At 69.8% G+C, this 16981-nt stretch carries 15 protein-coding genes; 5 read left to right on the forward strand and 10 right to left on the reverse strand.

Translation table 11 applies throughout. From position 1 onward, the window contains the following. Positions 1-4 precede the first annotated feature (4 nt). The 10 genes from ABZS71_RS13520 to ABZS71_RS13565 form a co-directional block, all read right to left on the reverse strand. Complete coding sequence (locus tag ABZS71_RS13520) at positions 5-925, reverse strand: carbohydrate kinase family protein (protein ID WP_356209698.1); 921 nt, start codon at positions 923-925, stop codon at positions 5-7. Then, positions 922-2034, reverse strand: coding sequence for a sugar phosphate nucleotidyltransferase (locus ABZS71_RS13525; protein ID WP_356209701.1), 1113 nt, complete (start codon positions 2032-2034; stop codon positions 922-924). The genes ABZS71_RS13520 and ABZS71_RS13525 overlap by 4 nt, the downstream gene beginning before the upstream one ends. Next, on the reverse strand, positions 2027-4129 hold the full coding sequence (locus tag ABZS71_RS13530; protein ID WP_356209704.1) for a glycogen/starch synthase: 2103 nt from the start codon (positions 4127-4129) through the stop codon (positions 2027-2029). The genes ABZS71_RS13525 and ABZS71_RS13530 overlap by 8 nt, the downstream gene beginning before the upstream one ends. 2 nt (positions 4130-4131) lie before the next feature. Continuing rightward, a complete protein-coding gene (locus ABZS71_RS13535; protein ID WP_356209706.1) occupies positions 4132-5604 on the reverse strand; it encodes a hypothetical protein in 1473 nt (490 codons plus the stop codon). A gap of 8 nt (positions 5605-5612) precedes the next feature. Further along, positions 5613-6413 (reverse strand): ABC-2 family transporter protein, encoded by an 801-nt coding sequence (locus ABZS71_RS13540; RefSeq protein WP_356209709.1) that lies wholly within the window; start codon positions 6411-6413, stop codon positions 5613-5615. Beyond that, positions 6410-7222 (reverse strand): ABC-2 family transporter protein, encoded by an 813-nt coding sequence (locus tag ABZS71_RS13545; RefSeq protein WP_356209711.1) that lies wholly within the window; start codon positions 7220-7222, stop codon positions 6410-6412. Before ABZS71_RS13545 ends, ABZS71_RS13540 begins: the two co-directional genes overlap by 4 nt. Positions 7223-7263: 41 nt before the next feature. Further along, positions 7264-7548: a hypothetical protein gene (locus ABZS71_RS13550; RefSeq protein ID WP_356209713.1), complete on the reverse strand. Its 285-nt coding sequence runs from the start codon at positions 7546-7548 to the stop codon at positions 7264-7266. Positions 7549-7603: 55 nt separating this feature from the next. Beyond that, positions 7604-8011, reverse strand: coding sequence for an ATP-binding cassette domain-containing protein (locus ABZS71_RS13555; RefSeq protein WP_356209716.1), 408 nt, complete (start codon positions 8009-8011; stop codon positions 7604-7606). Further along, on the reverse strand, positions 8008-9303 hold the full coding sequence (locus ABZS71_RS13560) for an aminotransferase class III-fold pyridoxal phosphate-dependent enzyme (RefSeq protein WP_356209718.1): 1296 nt from the start codon (positions 9301-9303) through the stop codon (positions 8008-8010). Before ABZS71_RS13560 ends, ABZS71_RS13555 begins: the two co-directional genes overlap by 4 nt. Before the next feature lie 215 nt (positions 9304-9518). Beyond that, on the reverse strand, positions 9519-10565 hold the full coding sequence (locus ABZS71_RS13565) for a LacI family DNA-binding transcriptional regulator (protein WP_356209720.1): 1047 nt from the start codon (positions 10563-10565) through the stop codon (positions 9519-9521). 414 nt (positions 10566-10979) lie between these two features. Between ABZS71_RS13565 and ABZS71_RS13570 the strand changes: the two genes are divergently transcribed. The 5 genes from ABZS71_RS13570 to ABZS71_RS13590 are packed head-to-tail and all read left to right on the forward strand — an operon-like array spanning position 10980 to position 16937. Continuing rightward, positions 10980-12254: an extracellular solute-binding protein gene (locus ABZS71_RS13570; RefSeq protein ID WP_356209723.1), complete on the forward strand. Its 1275-nt coding sequence runs from the start codon at positions 10980-10982 to the stop codon at positions 12252-12254. Between the two features lie 24 nt (positions 12255-12278). Then, positions 12279-13289 carry a sugar ABC transporter permease gene (locus ABZS71_RS13575; RefSeq protein WP_355851235.1) on the forward strand — a complete coding sequence of 337 codons (1011 nt, stop codon included), beginning with the start codon at positions 12279-12281 and terminating at the stop codon, positions 13287-13289. Further along, positions 13286-14158 carry a carbohydrate ABC transporter permease gene (locus ABZS71_RS13580; RefSeq protein ID WP_355851232.1) on the forward strand — a complete coding sequence of 291 codons (873 nt, stop codon included), beginning with the start codon at positions 13286-13288 and terminating at the stop codon, positions 14156-14158. Before ABZS71_RS13575 ends, ABZS71_RS13580 begins: the two co-directional genes overlap by 4 nt. A 26-nt stretch (positions 14159-14184) precedes the next feature. Next, positions 14185-15870, forward strand: coding sequence for a glycoside hydrolase family 13 protein (locus ABZS71_RS13585; RefSeq protein ID WP_356209725.1), 1686 nt, complete (start codon positions 14185-14187; stop codon positions 15868-15870). Next, positions 15870-16937 carry a LacI family DNA-binding transcriptional regulator gene (locus ABZS71_RS13590; RefSeq protein ID WP_355851347.1) on the forward strand — a complete coding sequence of 356 codons (1068 nt, stop codon included), beginning with the start codon at positions 15870-15872 and terminating at the stop codon, positions 16935-16937. Before ABZS71_RS13585 ends, ABZS71_RS13590 begins: the two co-directional genes overlap by 1 nt. The last annotated feature ends 44 nt before the right edge of the window (positions 16938-16981 follow it).

Consider the following 16981-nt stretch of genomic DNA (forward strand, 5'->3'; position numbering starts at 1 on the left):
CCCTCTACCGGTCGGCCGCGGCGCGAGCGCAGGCCGCGCGCAGCCCCGGCAGGTCGATGAACTCGGTGTGGGTGCCCGCGCTGCCGCAGGCGAAGGCCCCGGAGACCGACCCGGCCAGGACGCACTCCGCCACCGGGCGTTCCTCGGACAGGGCGTGGAGGAAGGCGGTGACGAAGGCGTCCCCGGCGCCGTTGCTGTCCACCACGGGCCGCTCGGGACGTACCGCGGGGAAGTGACGGACCTTGTCCTCGCCGCGCATCAGCAGATGGCAGCCGTCCGCGCCGTCGGTGGCGACGACGAGCCGGGCGCGGCCCTCCTCGATGACGGAGTGCAGGACCGGCTCGAGCCGGTCGTGGATGGCGGCGGCGCTGAGGAACACGTAGTCGGAGGCCAGCGCGTACGTACGGTGGTGCGGGTTGCGGCCGTCCCAGTCGTGAAGGTCGGTCGAGCTGGTCATGCCGAGGCGGTGGATGTCCTCGTACATGTCGCGGTTGTGGCCGACGATCGACAGGTGGACATGGCGGGCGCGTTCCAGATACGGCAGGTAGAAGTCGCGGGGGAGCCGCAGGTCCACCGGGTGGCGGCCGTCGTAGAAGGAGAAGCGCCGGCCTTGCGCGTCGACAAGGTTGACGCCGCGCGGGGTGCCGTGCGGCGACACCACATGGCTGAAGTCGAGGCCGATCTCCCCGTAGGCGGCGAGGATCGACCGGCCCTGGAGGTCGTCCCCGAGGAAGTCGATGAACTTGGTGGCCAGGCCGAGGGAGTGCCAGCCGAGGGCCACTCCGTTGCCGGTGTGCGCCACATAGTCGTACACCGGGGGCACGAACACCGAATCTCCGGGCGGCAGGCGGAGCGCGTCCACGCGGACGATGGTGTCCACTCCGGCGCCGCCGACCACCAGAACGTCGTATGCGGGCGAGTTCATGGGCGTACTCCTTCTGTCACCTGCTGGATGTGTCCGTCCTCCAGGACCACGGCCGAGTCGATGTCCGCGCCCGGAGCGACGTCGGCACCGGGCAGCACCACGCTGCGCCGCACCCGCGCCCCGGCGCCGATCCGCACGCCGGGGAAGAGCACGCTCTCCTCCACGAGCCCGTGGTTGACCAGGTCCGACGGAACCAACGAGGCGCGCACCCCCGGGGTGTCGGCCACCCAGCCACGCCGCACCCCGGGCCGTACCGTCCAGGGCATCTCATCCACCGGCAGTCCGGTACGCGGGTCCGTGGCCAGGGCCATATGGGCGCGGTGGAAGCGCTCGACGGTGCCGATGTCCTCCCAGTGGCCCGCCACTTCATGGCCGCGGACGCGCTCTCCGGCCGCCAGCATGGCCGGGATGACGTCCCTGCTGATGTCGTGCTGCCAGTCCGTGCCGTCGAGCTGTTCCAGATAGCGCTTCAAGACCGCGGCGTCGAAGACGCAGAAGGCCGCGAAGACGAGGTCGGAGGTGGGGTTCTCGGGCTTCTCGGTGAACTCCGTGAGGTTGCCGTCCCCGTCGAAGCGGACCATCCCGAACAGGTGCACCCAGCGCCGCTCGATGCGCTGGTAGGCGATCGTCAGCGCGGCGCCGGAGGCGCGGTGCCCGGCGATGAGCGGCTCGTAGTCGAAGCGGTACACATGGTCGGCGTGGAGTACGAGGATCTGCTCGGCGCCGCCGCCGAAGACATACTCGCTCTTGCGGATCAGCGCGTCGGCCGTACCCCGCTCCAGCGGACCGCGCCGCGCAGGGATCTCGCGGGGGACGTCGGTCCCCGCCGAGCGGTACGCGGTGTCGTACGGGCCGAAGTGCACCCGGAAACCGGGTTCCGCGTTCCACACCCGGTGCAGGTCGTCCATCAGCCGCCGCTCCTCGTACTGGGAGAGCAGCAGCACCTCGTCCAGACCCGATCCACGCGCGTTGGCGAGGCTGAAGTCGATGAGGCGGCACGCCCCGCCGTACGGGATCAGCGGCTTGAGGCGTCCGGTGCCGAGCCGGCCCATACGTCTGCCCTCGCCGCCCGCCAGCAGCACGGCGCGCACCGCGCCCGGCTCAGCCATGACGCACCTCGTCCCAGGTGACGCGGCCGGAGTCCAGGGTCAGCAGCAGCATCGCCCCGGGCCCCGCGTCCGGACCGGGCGCGGCGCCTTCGAACGCACCGGGGGCGGTGCGCCGCAGCGCCCGCACCTCGGGCAGCGCACGGGACGATGCCCCGGTCGGGATCACCAGCTCGACGCGTTCGGCGTGCGGCAGCCGGTAGCGGAGCCGCCCGTCGCCGGTGAGCGTGCAACGGGACCGCAGCCGGGCCAGATCCTGCCGTGGCACGGCATCAGGGAGGCGTTCGACGACCCGCTCACAGGCGGCGAAGTCGGCCCGCTCCCACGCGGCCCGGAAGATCCGCGAGGCGGCCTCGGTGTCCAGTGGGGCGCACCGCTCGTACGCGGCGATGTCGCCGTGCTCGACCGCCGCGTCCGGGGTGATCTGTCCGTCGGAGAGCAGGTCGAACCAGCCGTGGCGCAGCGCCCGCCCGGCCGGGAGGACCGCGGGCTCGCCCTTCCACAGCCGGGTGAACGCGGCCAGATGCAGCTCCGCGCAGTGCGCCCAGGTGAAGACTCGTGCGACGGCCGCCGCGCGGGTCGACAGTTCCCGGTATCGGCCGGGGTCCCGCGACCACAGGGTCACCGCTTCCTGGATGCGCCCGGCGAGCGCCGCGGTGAGCAGCTCGTCGTCCTCCGCGAATGAGCGGTTCACGGCGAAGCCGGTGCTCGTGGCGGGGCCGTCCGCATGCCGGAAGTGCGCCATGCCCCGCTGGTCCGTGGCGATGGGCACGGCTCCGGCGACCATGGCCTCGCCCTGGGCGATGAGGAATGTGTCCATCTCGAACTTGGACGGGAAGAGACCGAAGTCCGCGCTGGCGGCGTAGGAGAAGACGCGCCGTTCGTCGACGCGCTCCCACTCCAGGTGCAGACGTCCCCTGTGGCGCGCCGCGATCTCGTGGAAGAGCGGGTCGTCGATGCCGTTGCCGGAGATGCAGCGCACGATGAAGTTGGCCGCGAGGCCGGCGGTCAGGACCCGGTCCACGGCACGTATCAGCTCCACCTGACCCTTGTGGTGGACCGCGTAGCGCGCGTTGTGGAAGAAGGTGGGCAGCGCGGGATCGAGGCCGAGGCCGCCGAGCACCTCGGCCCGGTCGACGGTGGCGGGGTCCCAGCCGAGCCACTCGTCGGAGATCGCGCAACCGCCGACGAACATCTTGTGCGCGTTGCGCCGCACGACCCGGGCGATCGGCAGCCGCCTGAAGAGCCGCTCGAAGGGGGTGTCGCGGAAGGACGCGTAGAAGTCCAGCTGGCCCAGGGACAGGAAGTCGATCAAGTCGGCGTGGTCGGCGGTCAGTTCGTAGATCGCGACATGATCCGGCGGATAGTCGTAGTGCAGATGGGTCAGCTGCTGGTACTGCCGGATCGCCTCGGGCGCGCCGTCACCGGACGGGGGTTCCGGGGCCGGCAGCTCCACGTCCACGTCGAGCAGCTCGAACAGGCGTCGCACCTTGGGCCCGTACACCTTCTTGGCGATCGGCATATTGCTCTGCACATTGCTGACGACCAGCTTCGAGGGGTCGTCGCGCAGCGCGGCCGGGAGCAGATAGTGGTAGTACGGCTCATGGGCGTGGACGAGTGCCCTCTCGTCGCCGAACCAGGAGCGCAGGAAGCGCACGCTGTCCACCTGGAAGACGAGTGGCTTGAAGAAGACCAGGTCATGGCCCTTGGCGGAGTACGGCGGGTAGAAGGTGTCGGGGAGCCGGTTCAGATACTCGTTGGCGAGGAAGTACAGGTCGACACCGTCCAGCCGGATGCGGTGCGCGGTGGTGTGCAAGGTGAGCTTCGCCTCGGCTGGGAAGCCCGTCCACACGTCCGGGTCGAGGACGATCGGCAGCGTGTAGACGTCGTCGTACGGCAGGTCCTCCACCTCGTACCGGCCGCGCAGATCGTCGAGCCGGCCGTGCGCCGGGGTGACGATGGAAACCCGGTGGCCGCGCGCGGCGAAGGCACGGGAGAGGTTCCACAGGTAGACCGAGGTGCCTCCCTGCAGAAAGGTGTGGTCGAAACCGCAGCATTCGAAATACGTCTCGATGATGTGCATCCGGGGCTCGGTCACGTTCACGTCCTCGCGGAGGGGGAGGGGGAGAGGGCCGGGGCATGCGCGCCTGACCCGATGGCGTGGCGCAGGTCGATCGCCGCGTGGTAGGGGCGGGCGTGGGCGTGGTTGTAGGCGAGCTCGTGCAGCAGCCGCCGCAGATAGAGCAGGCGCCGCAGCGGGCTGTCGACGCCCGGGCCGAGCAGCAGGTGCAGGACGCGCTCGCGCCATACGTCGGCCGCATGGAACACCTGCCGCAGCACGGCCTGTTGACCGAGCGGCCACCCCGGGGCGCCGTCCAGGGCGCCGCGCATGGTCTCCTCCTGGTCCACGCCGAGCCGCCGGGCACTCTCGTACGCGGCCTCGTCGGCCGCGAAGTACTCCAGCGCGCGCTGGACGGCGACGAGGTCCTGCAAGGGCGACTGCGCGTCCCAGCCTGGTTCGCCGGGCCCGAGGGCGGGCGTGGACAGGTCGATGACATTCATCCGCCAGGTGCCGTCGCCGCCGAGTTCCGGGCCGCACACCAGATGGGACAGGTGCAGGTCGCCATGGCAGGGTCCGGCGGAGCCCGCCGCCTCGGGGCCGTCGAACCGCTCGCGGAGTGCGGCGACCTCGGCGTCCAGGGCGGCGAAGGCGGCTTTCAGCGCGGTGTCCTCCAGTGCCACCTCGGCGTTCGCGAGTGCGGCGAGCCGCGCGGAGGCTTGCGTCAGGGCCTCACCGGCCGGGTACCGCGCGGCGGTGGAGCCGCCCAGGCGGCTCGCCAGATCGTGGTGGAAGCCGCGCAGAAAGTCCCCGGCGGCGCGCAACCGCGGCTCCAGCGGGCGCAGATGGGACCGTACGACGTCGGTCGGCCGCTCCGTGTCCGTCAGCCGGGGCCACATCGACCGCAGGTTCTCTCTCAGGGGTACGTCGATGCCGTCCCCCCGCGCGTAGCGGTAGATCAGGCCCAGGGGGTGGCGGGTGCCGCTCGACGCGTCGGTGTAGGTGTAGTCCCCGGCCCATTGCGGAGTGCGGCCCGTGCCCTTCATGAGCCTCAGCAGCTCGGGTTCGTGTACGGTCTCGTCGAGTCGCCGGTAGGTCTTGTGGATGTGCCGGATGCCGCCGATCTCCACCAGGGAAAGGGCGTTGGAGGACCAGCCCCGCTCGAAGGGCAGCCGCCGGATCTCGCCCGCCGTGGCCGAAGCGCCGCGGAACTCCACGACGCCGCCGCGGGCGGTGCGCAGCCGCCGGCCGGCGAGGGCCGCGGTCACCGCGGCGGTGGTGAACTCCGCGCTGCCCAGGGCCTCTTCGAGTCGTCCCGTGCCGTCCGGTGTGTGTACGGGGACGAAGAACCGCTGTCCCGCCGCGGGCCCGCCGACCGCGGCCACCACGAGCAGCAGGGCGGCGGAGCCGAGGACCGCGTGGTCCACCCGTTCGTACCGCTCGGCCTCGCGCCCGTCCTCGGACATCCAGGGGGCGGTGCGCAGCAGCGGCTCGAGGTCTTCGTCGCGGATCATGCGGGGTGTCAACTCCCGGTCATCTCGTACGTGGCGATGCCGCGCCGCCACACGGTGAGGGCGATCAGCAGGGCCCCCGCCGTCACCGCGGGAAGCCAGATCACCAGGTCTGTCGCGCCGGTCAGCAGATAGACGCACGGCGCATAGGAGGTGAAGGCGAACGGCAGGACCCAGGTCAGCAGGGCGCGCAGCGAAGAGTGGTAGATGTCGAGCGGATAGGCGGCGAAGTCCGACACCTGGCTCGCCGCGTACATCGCGGGCAGGCTCGTCACGGTCCAGAAGGACAGGGAGGCGAAGAACAGCTTCACCGCGGTGTGGATCAGCGCCCCGCACAGCACCAGGAGCGGTGCGAGTGCCCACTGGGCCGCGGTCGGCTCCAGATCGAGCTCGGAGCCGGCATAGCCCACGAGGACCGCTCCGACGGCCAGTTCGCCCAGGCCGTCGGGGTGGAAGAAGCGCTCGGACAGCAGGGAGAAGAGCGGGTTCACCGGCCGGATGAGATAGCGGTAGAACTCGCCGCGCTGCACCAGCTTGCGCCCCAGCTCCCACAGCTGGTCGGTGAAGAGGTGGTCGAGCCCGCGCGGCAGCAGCGAGAAGCCGAGCAGGAACAGGACCTCGTGGTACGACCAGCCGCCCACCGCGGGCACCTGCCGGAAGACGAGGCCCACGACCGCGGTCTGGATGCCCACCCGCACGAGGAAGGCCCCCGCGCCGAGCGCGAAGTCGAGGCGGTACATGGTCAGGCGGTGCAGGCCGACCCCGCCCAGGAACCAGGACAGCCGGGCGTAGCGCAGTGCCGTGCGTCTCATCCGCCCAGCACCTCCAGACGGCTGAGCGCGGCCCGCCACAACGCGGCGCACAGCAGCATGAGACCGGCTGCCCAGCCCAGCTGCTGGGCCAGCACCCCCGCGGCCCCCGGCCACCCGTCGTACCGCCCGAGCAGCAGCGTCAGCGGACCGTCGACCATCCCGCGGAAGGGGAGCGCCGACGCGAGCGCCGCGAGCGGCCCCGGCATCAGCGCGATCGGCACCAGCTGACCGGCGAAGAAGGCGACCACGCTCTGCTTGACCATCCGCACCCCCCAGGTGTTGGTGGTGAGGAAACCGGTCATGCCGGTCAGCAGGTTCACACAGAAGGCGATGAGCACGGACAGCACGGTGGAGAGCGTGAACAGCACCGCGTCCGCGGGGCGGGGCACGGTCAGCGGCACCAGGAACGAGAAGAGGACGAGGACCGGGACGCCGACCAGCACGGCGTTGGCCCCGACCACCGGCAGGCAGGCGAAGAAGCGCACCACCGGGTAGCTGACGGGCCGCACCAGCATCACCGCGACGTCGCCCCGGTACACCTCGGCCGCGACCTCGTCGTCGACGCGGTTGGTGTGCAGGACCTGCAGCACCTGCGCCACCAGCAGATACGTGGTGATGCTCGCGGCGGTGAAGCCGCCGGGCCCGCCGCCCGCCGGCGCGCCCGCGTACACGGCCCGCCACAGGAAGACGGTGACCGCGGCGCCCGCGGCGGCCGTCACCCCGCTGATCACAAACATGGAGCGGTACTGCAACAGCGACTGGAGACCTCCGGTCGCGAACGGCAGATAGGGACGGACGCGGGGCCTCATACCGCACCGCCTTCGGCTCCGGCCGGGACCCGGGAGCGGCCCTAGATCTCCCGCAGTACGTCCTCCAGGCCGGGCTCGGGCGCATAGCAGTCGGCCAGGTCGAAGCGGTCGAGGAGGAAGGCGAGCACCTGCCGTGAGGTGAAGCGGTCGGCCGGATAGTCGATCCTGATGCGCCCGCCGTCGGTGAGTGTGGCCCGCACACCCGGCAGGCCCTGCTCCACCCGGGCGCACGCCGCCTCCGGCGCCGGCCCGTCCCGGTGGTCGAAGAGGACCGAGCGCCGGTCGGCGGTGCGCAGCAGCTCCTGGATGCTGCCCTGATGGACCACCCGTCCCTGGTCGACGACCAGGGCGCTGTCGCAGATCGCCGCGATATCGGCGATGTCATGGCTGGTGAGGACGACCGTGGTGCCCAGTTCCCGGTTGGCGCGGTTGATCAGGACAGGAGTCGGGCACCGACAGGTCCCACCACAGCTGGCTGCGCTGCCCGAAGACGACGCCGATGGTGCGGGCGTTGCGCTGCCTTTCACGGTAGGGCTCGAGGCCGGCGACGAGGCAGCGTCCGGAGGTGGGCGTCATGATGCCGGTGAGCATCTTGATCGTGGTGGACTTGCCGGCCCCGTTGGCCCCGATGTACGCGGTCTTCGAGCCGGCCGGGATCTCGAAGGAGACGCCGTCCACCGCCCGGACCACCCGGTGTCTGCGGGTGAAGAGGGTGGAGAGGCTGCCGATCAGTCCGGGTTTCCGTTCGGCGATGCGGAACTCCTTGACCAGGTTCTCCGCGACGATCACGCGACCACCTGCTCGATGGCCTTCTCCAGCAGCTTCACGCCCTCGTCGAGAAGCGCTTCGTCGATGGTGAACGGTGGGGCGAGGCGGAGAATGTGGCCTCCGAGGGCGACCCTGAGACCCAGGTCGAGCGCGGTGGCGTAGACGGCGCGGGCGATCTCGGGGGCCGGCCTGCGGCTGCTCCGGTCGGTGACGAACTCCAGGCCGTACAGGAGTCCGAGCCCGCGCACATCGCCCAGGTTCTCGAAGCGGGCGTGCAGGGCGTTCAGCCGTGCGTCGAGTAACTCCCCGAGCACCCGCACGCGTTCGACCAGCTGGTCCCGTTCGATGACTTCCAGGGTGGCGCGGGCCGCGGCGATGCCCAGCGGATTGCTCGCATACGTCGACGCGTAGGCTCCGGGCCGGGCGGCCGCCGGGTCGTGCAGGACCGCGGACCGCCCGGCCAGGACCGCGAACGGAAAGCCGTTCGCGGTCCCCTTGGACAGTGCGGCCACGTCCGGTTCGATGCCCAGCCGTTCGCTGGCGAGAAAGGCCCCCGTACGGCCGCCTCCGGTCAGTACCTCGTCGGCGACGAGCAGAACGCCCTGGCTGCGGCAGGCGTCCGAGATCTGCTTCCAGTAGCCGGGCGGTGGAACGATCACACCGGCCGCGCCGAGGACGGGTTCGAAGACCAGCGCGGAGACGTTCGGCTTGTCGGCGATGTGCTTGCGCACCAAGGACGCACACCGCACACCGCATGAGGGGTACTCCATGTCGAGGGGGCAGCGGTAGCAGTAAGGGGAGTAGCCCAGGATGCTGTTCCCGGCGAAGGCCTGGTGGCCGACGTCCCACTGCACCAGCATCCGAGCGCCCATGGTCTTGCCGTGGAAACCGTGGCGCAGTGCGCCGATTCTGTTCCGGCCGGGCGGCGCGGTCGCCTGCACCACGCGCAGGGCTGCCTCGACGACCTCGGCGCCCGTGGAGAAGAGGGCGTAGGTGTCCAGGTGGTCGGGCAGCAGCCGGGCCAGCAGATCCAGGAGTTCGGCCCGGTCGGGCGTGGCGGAGTCGTGCACGTTCCACAGGCGCCGGGCCTGCGTGGTGAGCGCCTCGACGACCTCGGGGTGGGTGTGGCCGAGCGACTGGGTCAGGGTGCCCGCGGCGAAATCCAGGTACTGGTTCCCGTCGAGGTCGGTCAGCACAGGGCCGCGCCCCTCGGCGAACACCCGCCGTCCGATGGCCGCCTCCTCCGAAGCGCCGGGCGCCAGGTGCTGTGCCTCCCGGTCCAGCTGTTTGCGCTGGTGGTGACGACGTATCACTCCGGCCCCCCACTCGGTGTGCGAACTGGCCCGCAGGGCAGCGCGGTCGGGCGATTCGGCCTCAGTCAAACATCATCGCGACGGCTGTAGCAAGAGATTGCAGAAAGTTTCAGACGGCTCTTGCGGGCGGTCATTCCGATCTGCTTGAGTCGGACAAGAGGCCGCGTGAATCCTCAGGCCGGGGTGTGCCGGGAGTGCGTACCCGCGAGAGGGCGTCAGCTCCGCCGAGCGGAGGCGCCCAGGCTCTGGGGGCCGGCAGCCGTTGATCCGCGGACTACCAGTTCGGGCATGAAGATGAACTCGGTGCGCGGGGCGGGAGTTCCGCCGATTTCATCGAGGACGGTCCTGACCGCCGTCTGCCCCATGACCTGCACCGGCTGGCGGATCGTGGTCAGCGGTGGATCGGTGAACGCTATGAGGGGGGAGTCGTCGAAACCGACCACGGACACGTCCCCGGGCACCTGCAGACCCGCCCGACGGGCGGCCCGGATCGCGCCGAGCGCCATCATGTCGCTGGCGCATACGAGGGCCGTGCAACCCCGTTGGAGCAGCGATGCCGCCGCGGCCTGGCCGCCCTCCACGGTGTACAGGGAGTGCTGGACCAGCGCGTCCGACTCCTCGGGAGCAAGCCCCAGCCGTTCCTGCATTCCGAGCCGGAAGCCCTCGATCTTGCGCGCGACCGGCACGAACCGCCTGGGCCCGACCGCGAGACCGATGCGGGTGTGGCCGAGCGAGGCCAGATGCGTCACGGCCAGCCGTATCGCGGCCCGGTCGTCGGTCGAGACGAAGGGTGCCTCGATCTCGGGCGAGAACCCGTTGATGAGGACGAACGGAACACCCTGACCGAGCAGTTGGGCATAGCGCCGGGTGTCGGCGGTGGTGTCGGCATGCAGTCCGGAGGCGAAGATGATCCCGGCGACGCCTCGCTCCACCAGCATTTCGGTGAGCTCGTCCTCCGTGGAGCCGCCCGGTGTCTGGGTGGCGAGCACGGGGGTGTACCCCTGCCGGGTCAGAGCCTGCCCGATGACCTGCGCGAGCGCGGGAAAGATCGGGTTGTCCAGTTCGGGGGTTATCAGACCGATCAGCCCCGCACTGCGCGCCGCACGCAGCCGGACAGGACGCTCGTAACCGAGCGTGTCGAGTGCGGTGAGCACGGATTCACGGGTGCCTGTGGCCACTCCGCGCTTGCCGTTGAGTACGCGGCTGACGGTGGCTTCACTGACCCCCGCTTGGGCTGCGATGTCGGAGAGCCGCGCGGTCATGGGACGGGACTGTACCGGGCTGCCCGTGGGATTGCCCACCGGCTGGCGGATTCGACTTACATATCCGGATATCCATGCGTCCCGGCCGGCGCGTGCGGGGGTGTGGCTGCAAGGAGTTGCAGGAAGTCGACTGGCCGACGAACGCCTGTGGGGCGGCGGCGGTGAACGGCTCTCCGGAGCGGTCGCGGGCGTGCGTTGGGCCCAAACCGCACGGTCGCGGCCTTGTCAAGCGATCCGTCGGCAACTCTCGGGACACGTCACCGTAACGATCAGCACCTCTTGCAGAAATCTGTCGCAAGGTCTTTCGAGAGCTTTTCAACCCTGTTACGTTCCTCGGAACCCGGCGCCGCGAGGAGGCGGTTGGCAGGAGGCGTCTTCGTCTCCGCCAGTCCGGGAACACGTGAAGGAGTTCACATGCGGCGTGGCATAGCGGCCACCGCGCTGGTCGCGGCCCTGGCGATGACAGCGGCAGCGTGCGGTGGGGACGGCGACAGCGGGGACAGCGGCCAGAAGAGCGGCAAGGGGCTCTCCGGCACCGTCACCTTCTGGGACACCTCGAACGAGGCCGAGAAGGGGACCTACAAGGCCCTGGCCGAAGGCTTCGAGAAGGAACATCCGAAGGTTCACGTCAAGTACGTCAACGTCCCCTTCGGCGACGCCAACGCCAAGTTCAAGAACGCGGCGGGCGGCAACTCCGGCGCCCCCGACGTGATGCGCACCGAGGTGGCCTGGGTGGCGGACTTCGCCAGCATCGGCTACCTCGCCCCGCTCGACGGCACAGCCGCGCTCGACAACGAGAAGGACTACCTGCCGACCGCCGCAGCGAGCACGAAGTTCAATGGCAAGACCTACGCGGCGCCGCAGGTGATCGACACCCTGGCGCTCTTCTACAACAAGAAGATACTCAAGGACGCCGGGGTCGAGGTCCCGGCCTCCCTCGACGAGCTCAAGGGCGCCTCCGCGAAGATCAAGAAGAAGTCCGGCAAGACCGGTCTCTACCTGCGGGGCGACGACCCGTACTGGTTCCTTCCCTACCTCTACGGCGAGGGCGGTGACCTGGTCGACGAGAAGAGCAAGAAGGTCACCGTCGACGACGAGCCCGGTGTGAAGGCGTACAAGGTCATCAAGGACCTCGTTGATTCCAAGGCCGCCATCACCGATGCCTCGGACGGCTGGAACAACATGGAGAACGCCTTCAAGTCCGGCAAGGTCGCGATGATGGTCAACGGCCCGTGGGCGATCGAGGACGCCCGCGCCGGAGCGCAGTTCAAGGACAAGTCGAACCTGGGTGTCGCGCCTGTTCCGGCCGGCAGCGTCAAGCAGGGTTCCCCGCAGGGCGGCTGGAACCTCTCCGTGTACGCGGGCTCGAAGAACCTCGACGCCTCCTACGCGTTCGTCAAGTACATGAGCTCGGCGAAGGTGCAGAAGGCGACCACGGAGAAGCTCAGCCTGCTGCCGACGCGCACCTCCGTGTACGCGGACCCGTCCGTCGCGGGCAACGAGATGGTGAAGTTCTTCAAGCCGGCCGTGGACAAGGCCGTGGAGCGGCCGTGGATCGCCCAGGGCAACGCCCTCTTCGAGCCGCTCCGACTGCAGATGGCCAACGTGCTCTCCGGCAAGACCAGCCCGGACAAGGCGGCCAAGGCCACCGGTGACGCCTACCGCAAGCTGCTCAAGGACTACAAGTAAGCCACGGGAAGGGCTGACCAACCAATGGCTGTCGAGACCAGCCAGTCGGTGGCGAAGGCCGCGGGCGCGCCGAGCGCCCGCGGCCGGGGCCGCCGCACTGAGAGGAACCCGGGGCGGCTGCGCAGGGCGCTCGCCACCCACTGGTACGCCTGGAGCATGGTTGCCCCGGTGGTGGCCGTGATCGGCCTGATCGTCGGCTATCCCCTGGCGCGCGGTGTCTACCTTTCGCTCACGGACGCCAACGAGGCCAATGTCGAGCGAACCATCGGGGTCAACCACATCCCCGCCACCTACAAGTACGTCGGCCTCGACAACTACAAGGCGATCCTCACCGACAGTGTCTTCTGGGACCGGCTCGGCTGGACCCTGGTGTGGACCGTCACCTGTGTCGCGCTCTCGTTCACCCTCGGCCTGGCCCTGGCCACCATGTTGAACCGGAAGATCAAGGGCCGCACGTTCTACCGGATGGCTCTGATCCTGCCCTGGGCGGTGCCCGCCTTCGTCTCGGTCTTCACCTGGCGGCTGTTGTTCAACGAGCGCAGCGGTCTGTTCAACAAGCTCCTCACCGGCGGAGGGTTCGACGCGATTTCCTGGCTCAACGACCCGACGTGGGCCAAGGTCGCCGTGATCGCTGTCAACATCTGGCTCGGTGTGCCCTTCATGCTGGTCGCCACACTCGGCGGACTGCAGTCCATCCCCGGTGAGCTCTACGAGGCCGCCGAGATGGACGGAGCGAGCCCCTGGCAGCGTTTCCGCCACATCACCCTGCCCGGACTGCGTTCGGTCTCCAGCACGGTCGTCCTGCTCAGCGCCATCTGGACGTTCAACATGTTCCCGGTGATCTTCCTGCTGACACGGGGCGGCCCGGGGGACGCCACCGAGATCCTGGTGACGTATGCCTACCGGCTCTCCTTCGTCATCAGCCCGCGCGACTTCGCGGGTTCCGCGGCGTGGGGCGTACTGATCCTGACCGTCCTGTCGCTCTTCGCGGTGGTCTACCGCCGCGCACTCCGCAAGCAGGGAGACGCCTGGTGACCGACCTGACAACCGAGAGGCCCACGCGCACCGGCCCCAGGAAGCGCGGCGAGCGCGGCCCGCTGGCCTCGATCGGACTCCATCTGACCCTGCTGGTCGCCTCCGTCATCGCGGTCTTCCCGCCGCTGTGGCTGGTGGTGACCTCGTTCAAGCCCAAGACCGACGCCTTCGACACCGCGCTGGTGAAGGACTTCACGCTGGGCAACTACAGCCATGTCGTGAACGACACCGACTTTCTGTCCTGGCTGCAGAACTCATTGATCGTGGTCGGCCTGACCACCGTGGTCGGTGTCTTCATCTCCGCCACCACCGGCTACGCCGTCAGCCGCTTCAGGTTCCCCGGGATGCGGCCGCTGATGTGGCTGCTGCTGATCACCCAGATGTTCCCGGTCGCGGTCCTGATCGTGCCGCTCTACAACCTGCTGGCGAACCTGGGGATGCTCAACCAGCCGAGCGGCCTGGTCGTCACCTACCTCACCGTCGCCGTACCGTTCTGCGCCTGGATGATGAAGGGCTACTTCGACGGCATCCCGGTCGAGATCGACGAGGCCGGGCGGGTGGACGGCCTCAACCCCTTCGGCACGTTCTGGCGGCTGATCCTGCCCCTGGCCAAGCCGGGGCTCGCGGTGACCGCGTTCTACACCTTCATCACCGGCTGGGCCGAAGTGGCGTACGCCTCCGCCTTCATGACCGGCGAGGAGAACCTCACGCTCGCCGGTGGTCTGCAGACCTTCGTCAACCAGTACACGAGTGACTGGGGTTCGCTGACCGCGGCCGCTGTGATCATCGCCGTTCCCGCCGCGGTGGTCTTCGGTTTCGTCCAGCGCCACCTCGTCTCGGGACTCACCGCGGGCGCCACCAAGTCCTGACCACCCCCATCGTATTCAGGGAAGACATGACTCAGCACCTTGCTGCCCCCACCTCTGGTACGGAATCCGTCAACCCTGGCGAAAGGCCGGAGTGGTGGCGAGAGGCGGTGATCTATCAGGTCTATCCGCGCAGTTTCGCCGACGGCAACGGCGACGGCATGGGTGACCTCGAAGGGGTACGCCGCCGGCTGCCGTATCTCAAGGCTCTCGGCGTGGATGCTGTCTGGCTGAGCCCGTTCTACGCGTCCCCGCAGGCCGACGCCGGCTACGACGTCGCCGACTACCGCGCGATCGACCCGATGTTCGGCACCCTGCACGACGCCGACGCGGTGATCCGCGACGCACACGCCCTCGGCCTGCGGATCATCGTCGACCTGGTGCCCAACCACTGCTCGGACCAGCACGACTGGTTCCAGCGGGCCCTCGCCGAGGGGCCCGGCTCCCCGCTGCGGGAGCGATTCCACTTCCGGACCGGCCAAGGTCACGAGGGTGAACTGCCCCCCAACGACTGGGAGTCCATCTTCGGCGGCCCCGCCTGGACCCGCACCAAGAACCCGGACGGCACCCACGGGGACTGGTACCTCCACCTCTTCGCTCCCGAGCAGCCCGACTTCAACTGGGAACACCCGGCCGTCCAGGACGAGTTCCGCTCCATCCTGCGCTTCTGGCTCGACATGGGCACCGACGGCTTCCGTATCGATGTCGCCCACGGGCTGGTCAAGGCGGCGGGGCTGCCCGACATGGGCCACGCCGGGCAGCTGAGGCTGCTCGGCAACCAGGCCCTGCCGTTCTTCGACCAGGACGGCGTGCACGAGATCTACCGCTCGTGGCGGAAGGTCCTCGACGAGTACGCGGGTGACCGCATCGGCGTCGCCGAGGCATGGACACCGAGCGCCGAGCGCACCGCGCTCTATCTGCGCCCCGACGAGCTGCACCAGGCATTCAACTTCCACTATCTGGGCACCGGGTGGAACGCGGCCGCGCTACGGGAGGCCATCGACGCGTCCCTGGACGCCATGCGTCCCGTCGCCGCCCCGAGCACCTGGGTGCTCTCCAACCACGACGTCGTCCGCCACGCCACCCGTTTCGCCGACGAGAGCGCGGAACAGGGGCTGCGCAGGGCGCGCGCCGCGGCGCTGCTGATGCTGGCACTGCCCGGATCGGCCTATGTCTATCAGGGCGAGGAGCTCGGCCTCCCCGAGGTCACCGACCTGCCCGACAAGGTGCGCCAGGACCCGTCCTTCTTCAAGGAGAACGGCCAGGACGGGCTGCGCGACGGCTGCCGGGTTCCCCTCCCCTGGTCCGGAACCGAGGCGCCGTACGGCTTCGGCCCCGCGGCCGGCGGCCCCAGCTGGCTGCCGCAGCCCGCGAGCTGGGCCGAGCTGAGCGTCGAAGCGCAGACCGGTGATCCCGACTCGACGCTGGAGCTGTACCGCAGCGCGCTGGCCCTGCGCCGGGAACACCCCGCGCTGGGCGCGGGTGACGCGGTCGAGTGGCTGGACGCCCCCGAAGGCGTCCTGGCGTTCCGGCGCACGGCACGGGTTGATGGCGGCGCCGCGTGGCACGGCGATTTCCTCTGCACCGTGAACACGACGAGTGAGCCCGTGCGCCTGCCCGCTCCGGGTCGGCCGCTGCTGGCCAGCGTCCCGCTGGCCGCGCCCGGGGACGAGACGGAGCTGCCCGCGGACAGCGCGGTCTGGTGGGCGACGTGATGCTTCCCACGCCGCGGGGTGGTGTCGACGGCGGCACCCCGCGGCTCTCGGACATCGCGACGCAGGCCGGAGTCAGCGAGGCCACCGCCAGCCGGGTACTCAACGGCAAGCCCGGTGTCGCCCCCGCGACCCGGCAGCGGGTCCTGGCCGTCCTCGACGTCCTGGGCTATGAGCGGCCGGTACGCCTGCGCTCTCGCAGCGCCGGACTCATCGGTCTGGTCATTCCCGAGCTCACCAATCCGATCTTCCCGGCCTTCGCCCAGATCATCGAGCAGGTGCTCGCCGGGTACGGCTACACCCCGGTGCTGTGCACACAGATGCCCGGCGGGTCCACGGAGGACGAACTCGTGGAGCAACTGGAGGAACGCGATGTCACCGGCATCGTCTTTCTCTCCGGACTGCACGCGGACACGACGGCCGACACCGCGCGCTACGTCAAACTCGCGGGCCGGGGCGTGCCGTTCGTCCTGGTCAATGGGTTCAACGAGTACATCAACGCGCCCTTTGTCTCCCCCGACGACCGGTCGGCCGCCCGGATGGCCGTGCGCCACCTCGTCGATCTGGGGCACGAACGGATCGGTCTGGCCATCGGCCCGACCCGGTTCGTGCCGTCGCGGCGCAAGGCCGAGGGCTTCGTCGCGGCCCTGCACAGCATGCTCGGAACGCGGCGGAAGGAGGCCGAGCAGCTGATCCAGCGGACGCTGTTCACCGTCGAAGGCGGGCACGCGGCAGGCGGGGCGCTGCTCGACCAGGGGTGCACCGGCATCGTCTGCGGGAGCGACCTCATGGCGCTGGGCGTGATCAGGGCGGTGCGCGAGCGCGGCCTCGATGTGCCGCGGGACATCTCGGTGATCGGCTTCGACGACTCGCCGCTGATCGCCTTCACGGATCCGCCGCTCACCACCGTGCGACAGCCGGTCCAGGCGATGGCCACCGCCGCCGTGGGAGCGCTCCTTGAGGAGATCGGGGGAAACCCGGTGCAGCGGACGGAGTTCGTGTTCCAGGCGGAGCTGGTGGTGCGCGGATCGACGGCCCAGGCGATGCGGCGACGCGACGACGGCGAGTGAGGCTCACCTCTGGCGGGAGACTTGCCTCTGCCATGCTTGCGTAA

Source organism: Streptomyces sp. NPDC005393, from assembly GCF_040606675.1.
Classification (GTDB): Bacteria; Actinomycetota; Actinomycetes; order Streptomycetales; family Streptomycetaceae; genus Streptomyces.

Bases quoted from the DNA above. Each gene is read 5' to 3' on its own strand.
- ABZS71_RS13545 (WP_356209711.1), bottom strand. From the start codon at position 7,222: ATGAGGCCCCGCGTCCGTCCCTATCTGCCGTTCGCGACCGGAGGTCTC.
- ABZS71_RS13585 (WP_356209725.1), top strand. From the start codon at position 14,185: ATGACTCAGCACCTTGCTGCCCCCACCTCTGGTACGGAATCCGTCAAC.
- ABZS71_RS13540 (WP_356209709.1), bottom strand. From the start codon at position 6,413: ATGAGACGCACGGCACTGCGCTACGCCCGGCTGTCCTGGTTCCTGGGC.
- ABZS71_RS13520 (WP_356209698.1), bottom strand. From the start codon at position 925: ATGAACTCGCCCGCATACGACGTTCTGGTGGTCGGCGGCGCCGGAGTG.
- ABZS71_RS13565 (WP_356209720.1), bottom strand. From the start codon at position 10,565: ATGACCGCGCGGCTCTCCGACATCGCAGCCCAAGCGGGGGTCAGTGAA.
- ABZS71_RS13570 (WP_356209723.1), top strand. From the start codon at position 10,980: ATGCGGCGTGGCATAGCGGCCACCGCGCTGGTCGCGGCCCTGGCGATG.
- ABZS71_RS13535 (WP_356209706.1), bottom strand. From the start codon at position 5,604: ATGATCCGCGACGAAGACCTCGAGCCGCTGCTGCGCACCGCCCCCTGG.
- ABZS71_RS13575 (WP_355851235.1), top strand. From the start codon at position 12,279: ATGGCTGTCGAGACCAGCCAGTCGGTGGCGAAGGCCGCGGGCGCGCCG.
- ABZS71_RS13590 (WP_355851347.1), top strand. From the start codon at position 15,870: ATGCTTCCCACGCCGCGGGGTGGTGTCGACGGCGGCACCCCGCGGCTC.
- ABZS71_RS13525 (WP_356209701.1), bottom strand. From the start codon at position 2,034: ATGGCTGAGCCGGGCGCGGTGCGCGCCGTGCTGCTGGCGGGCGGCGAG.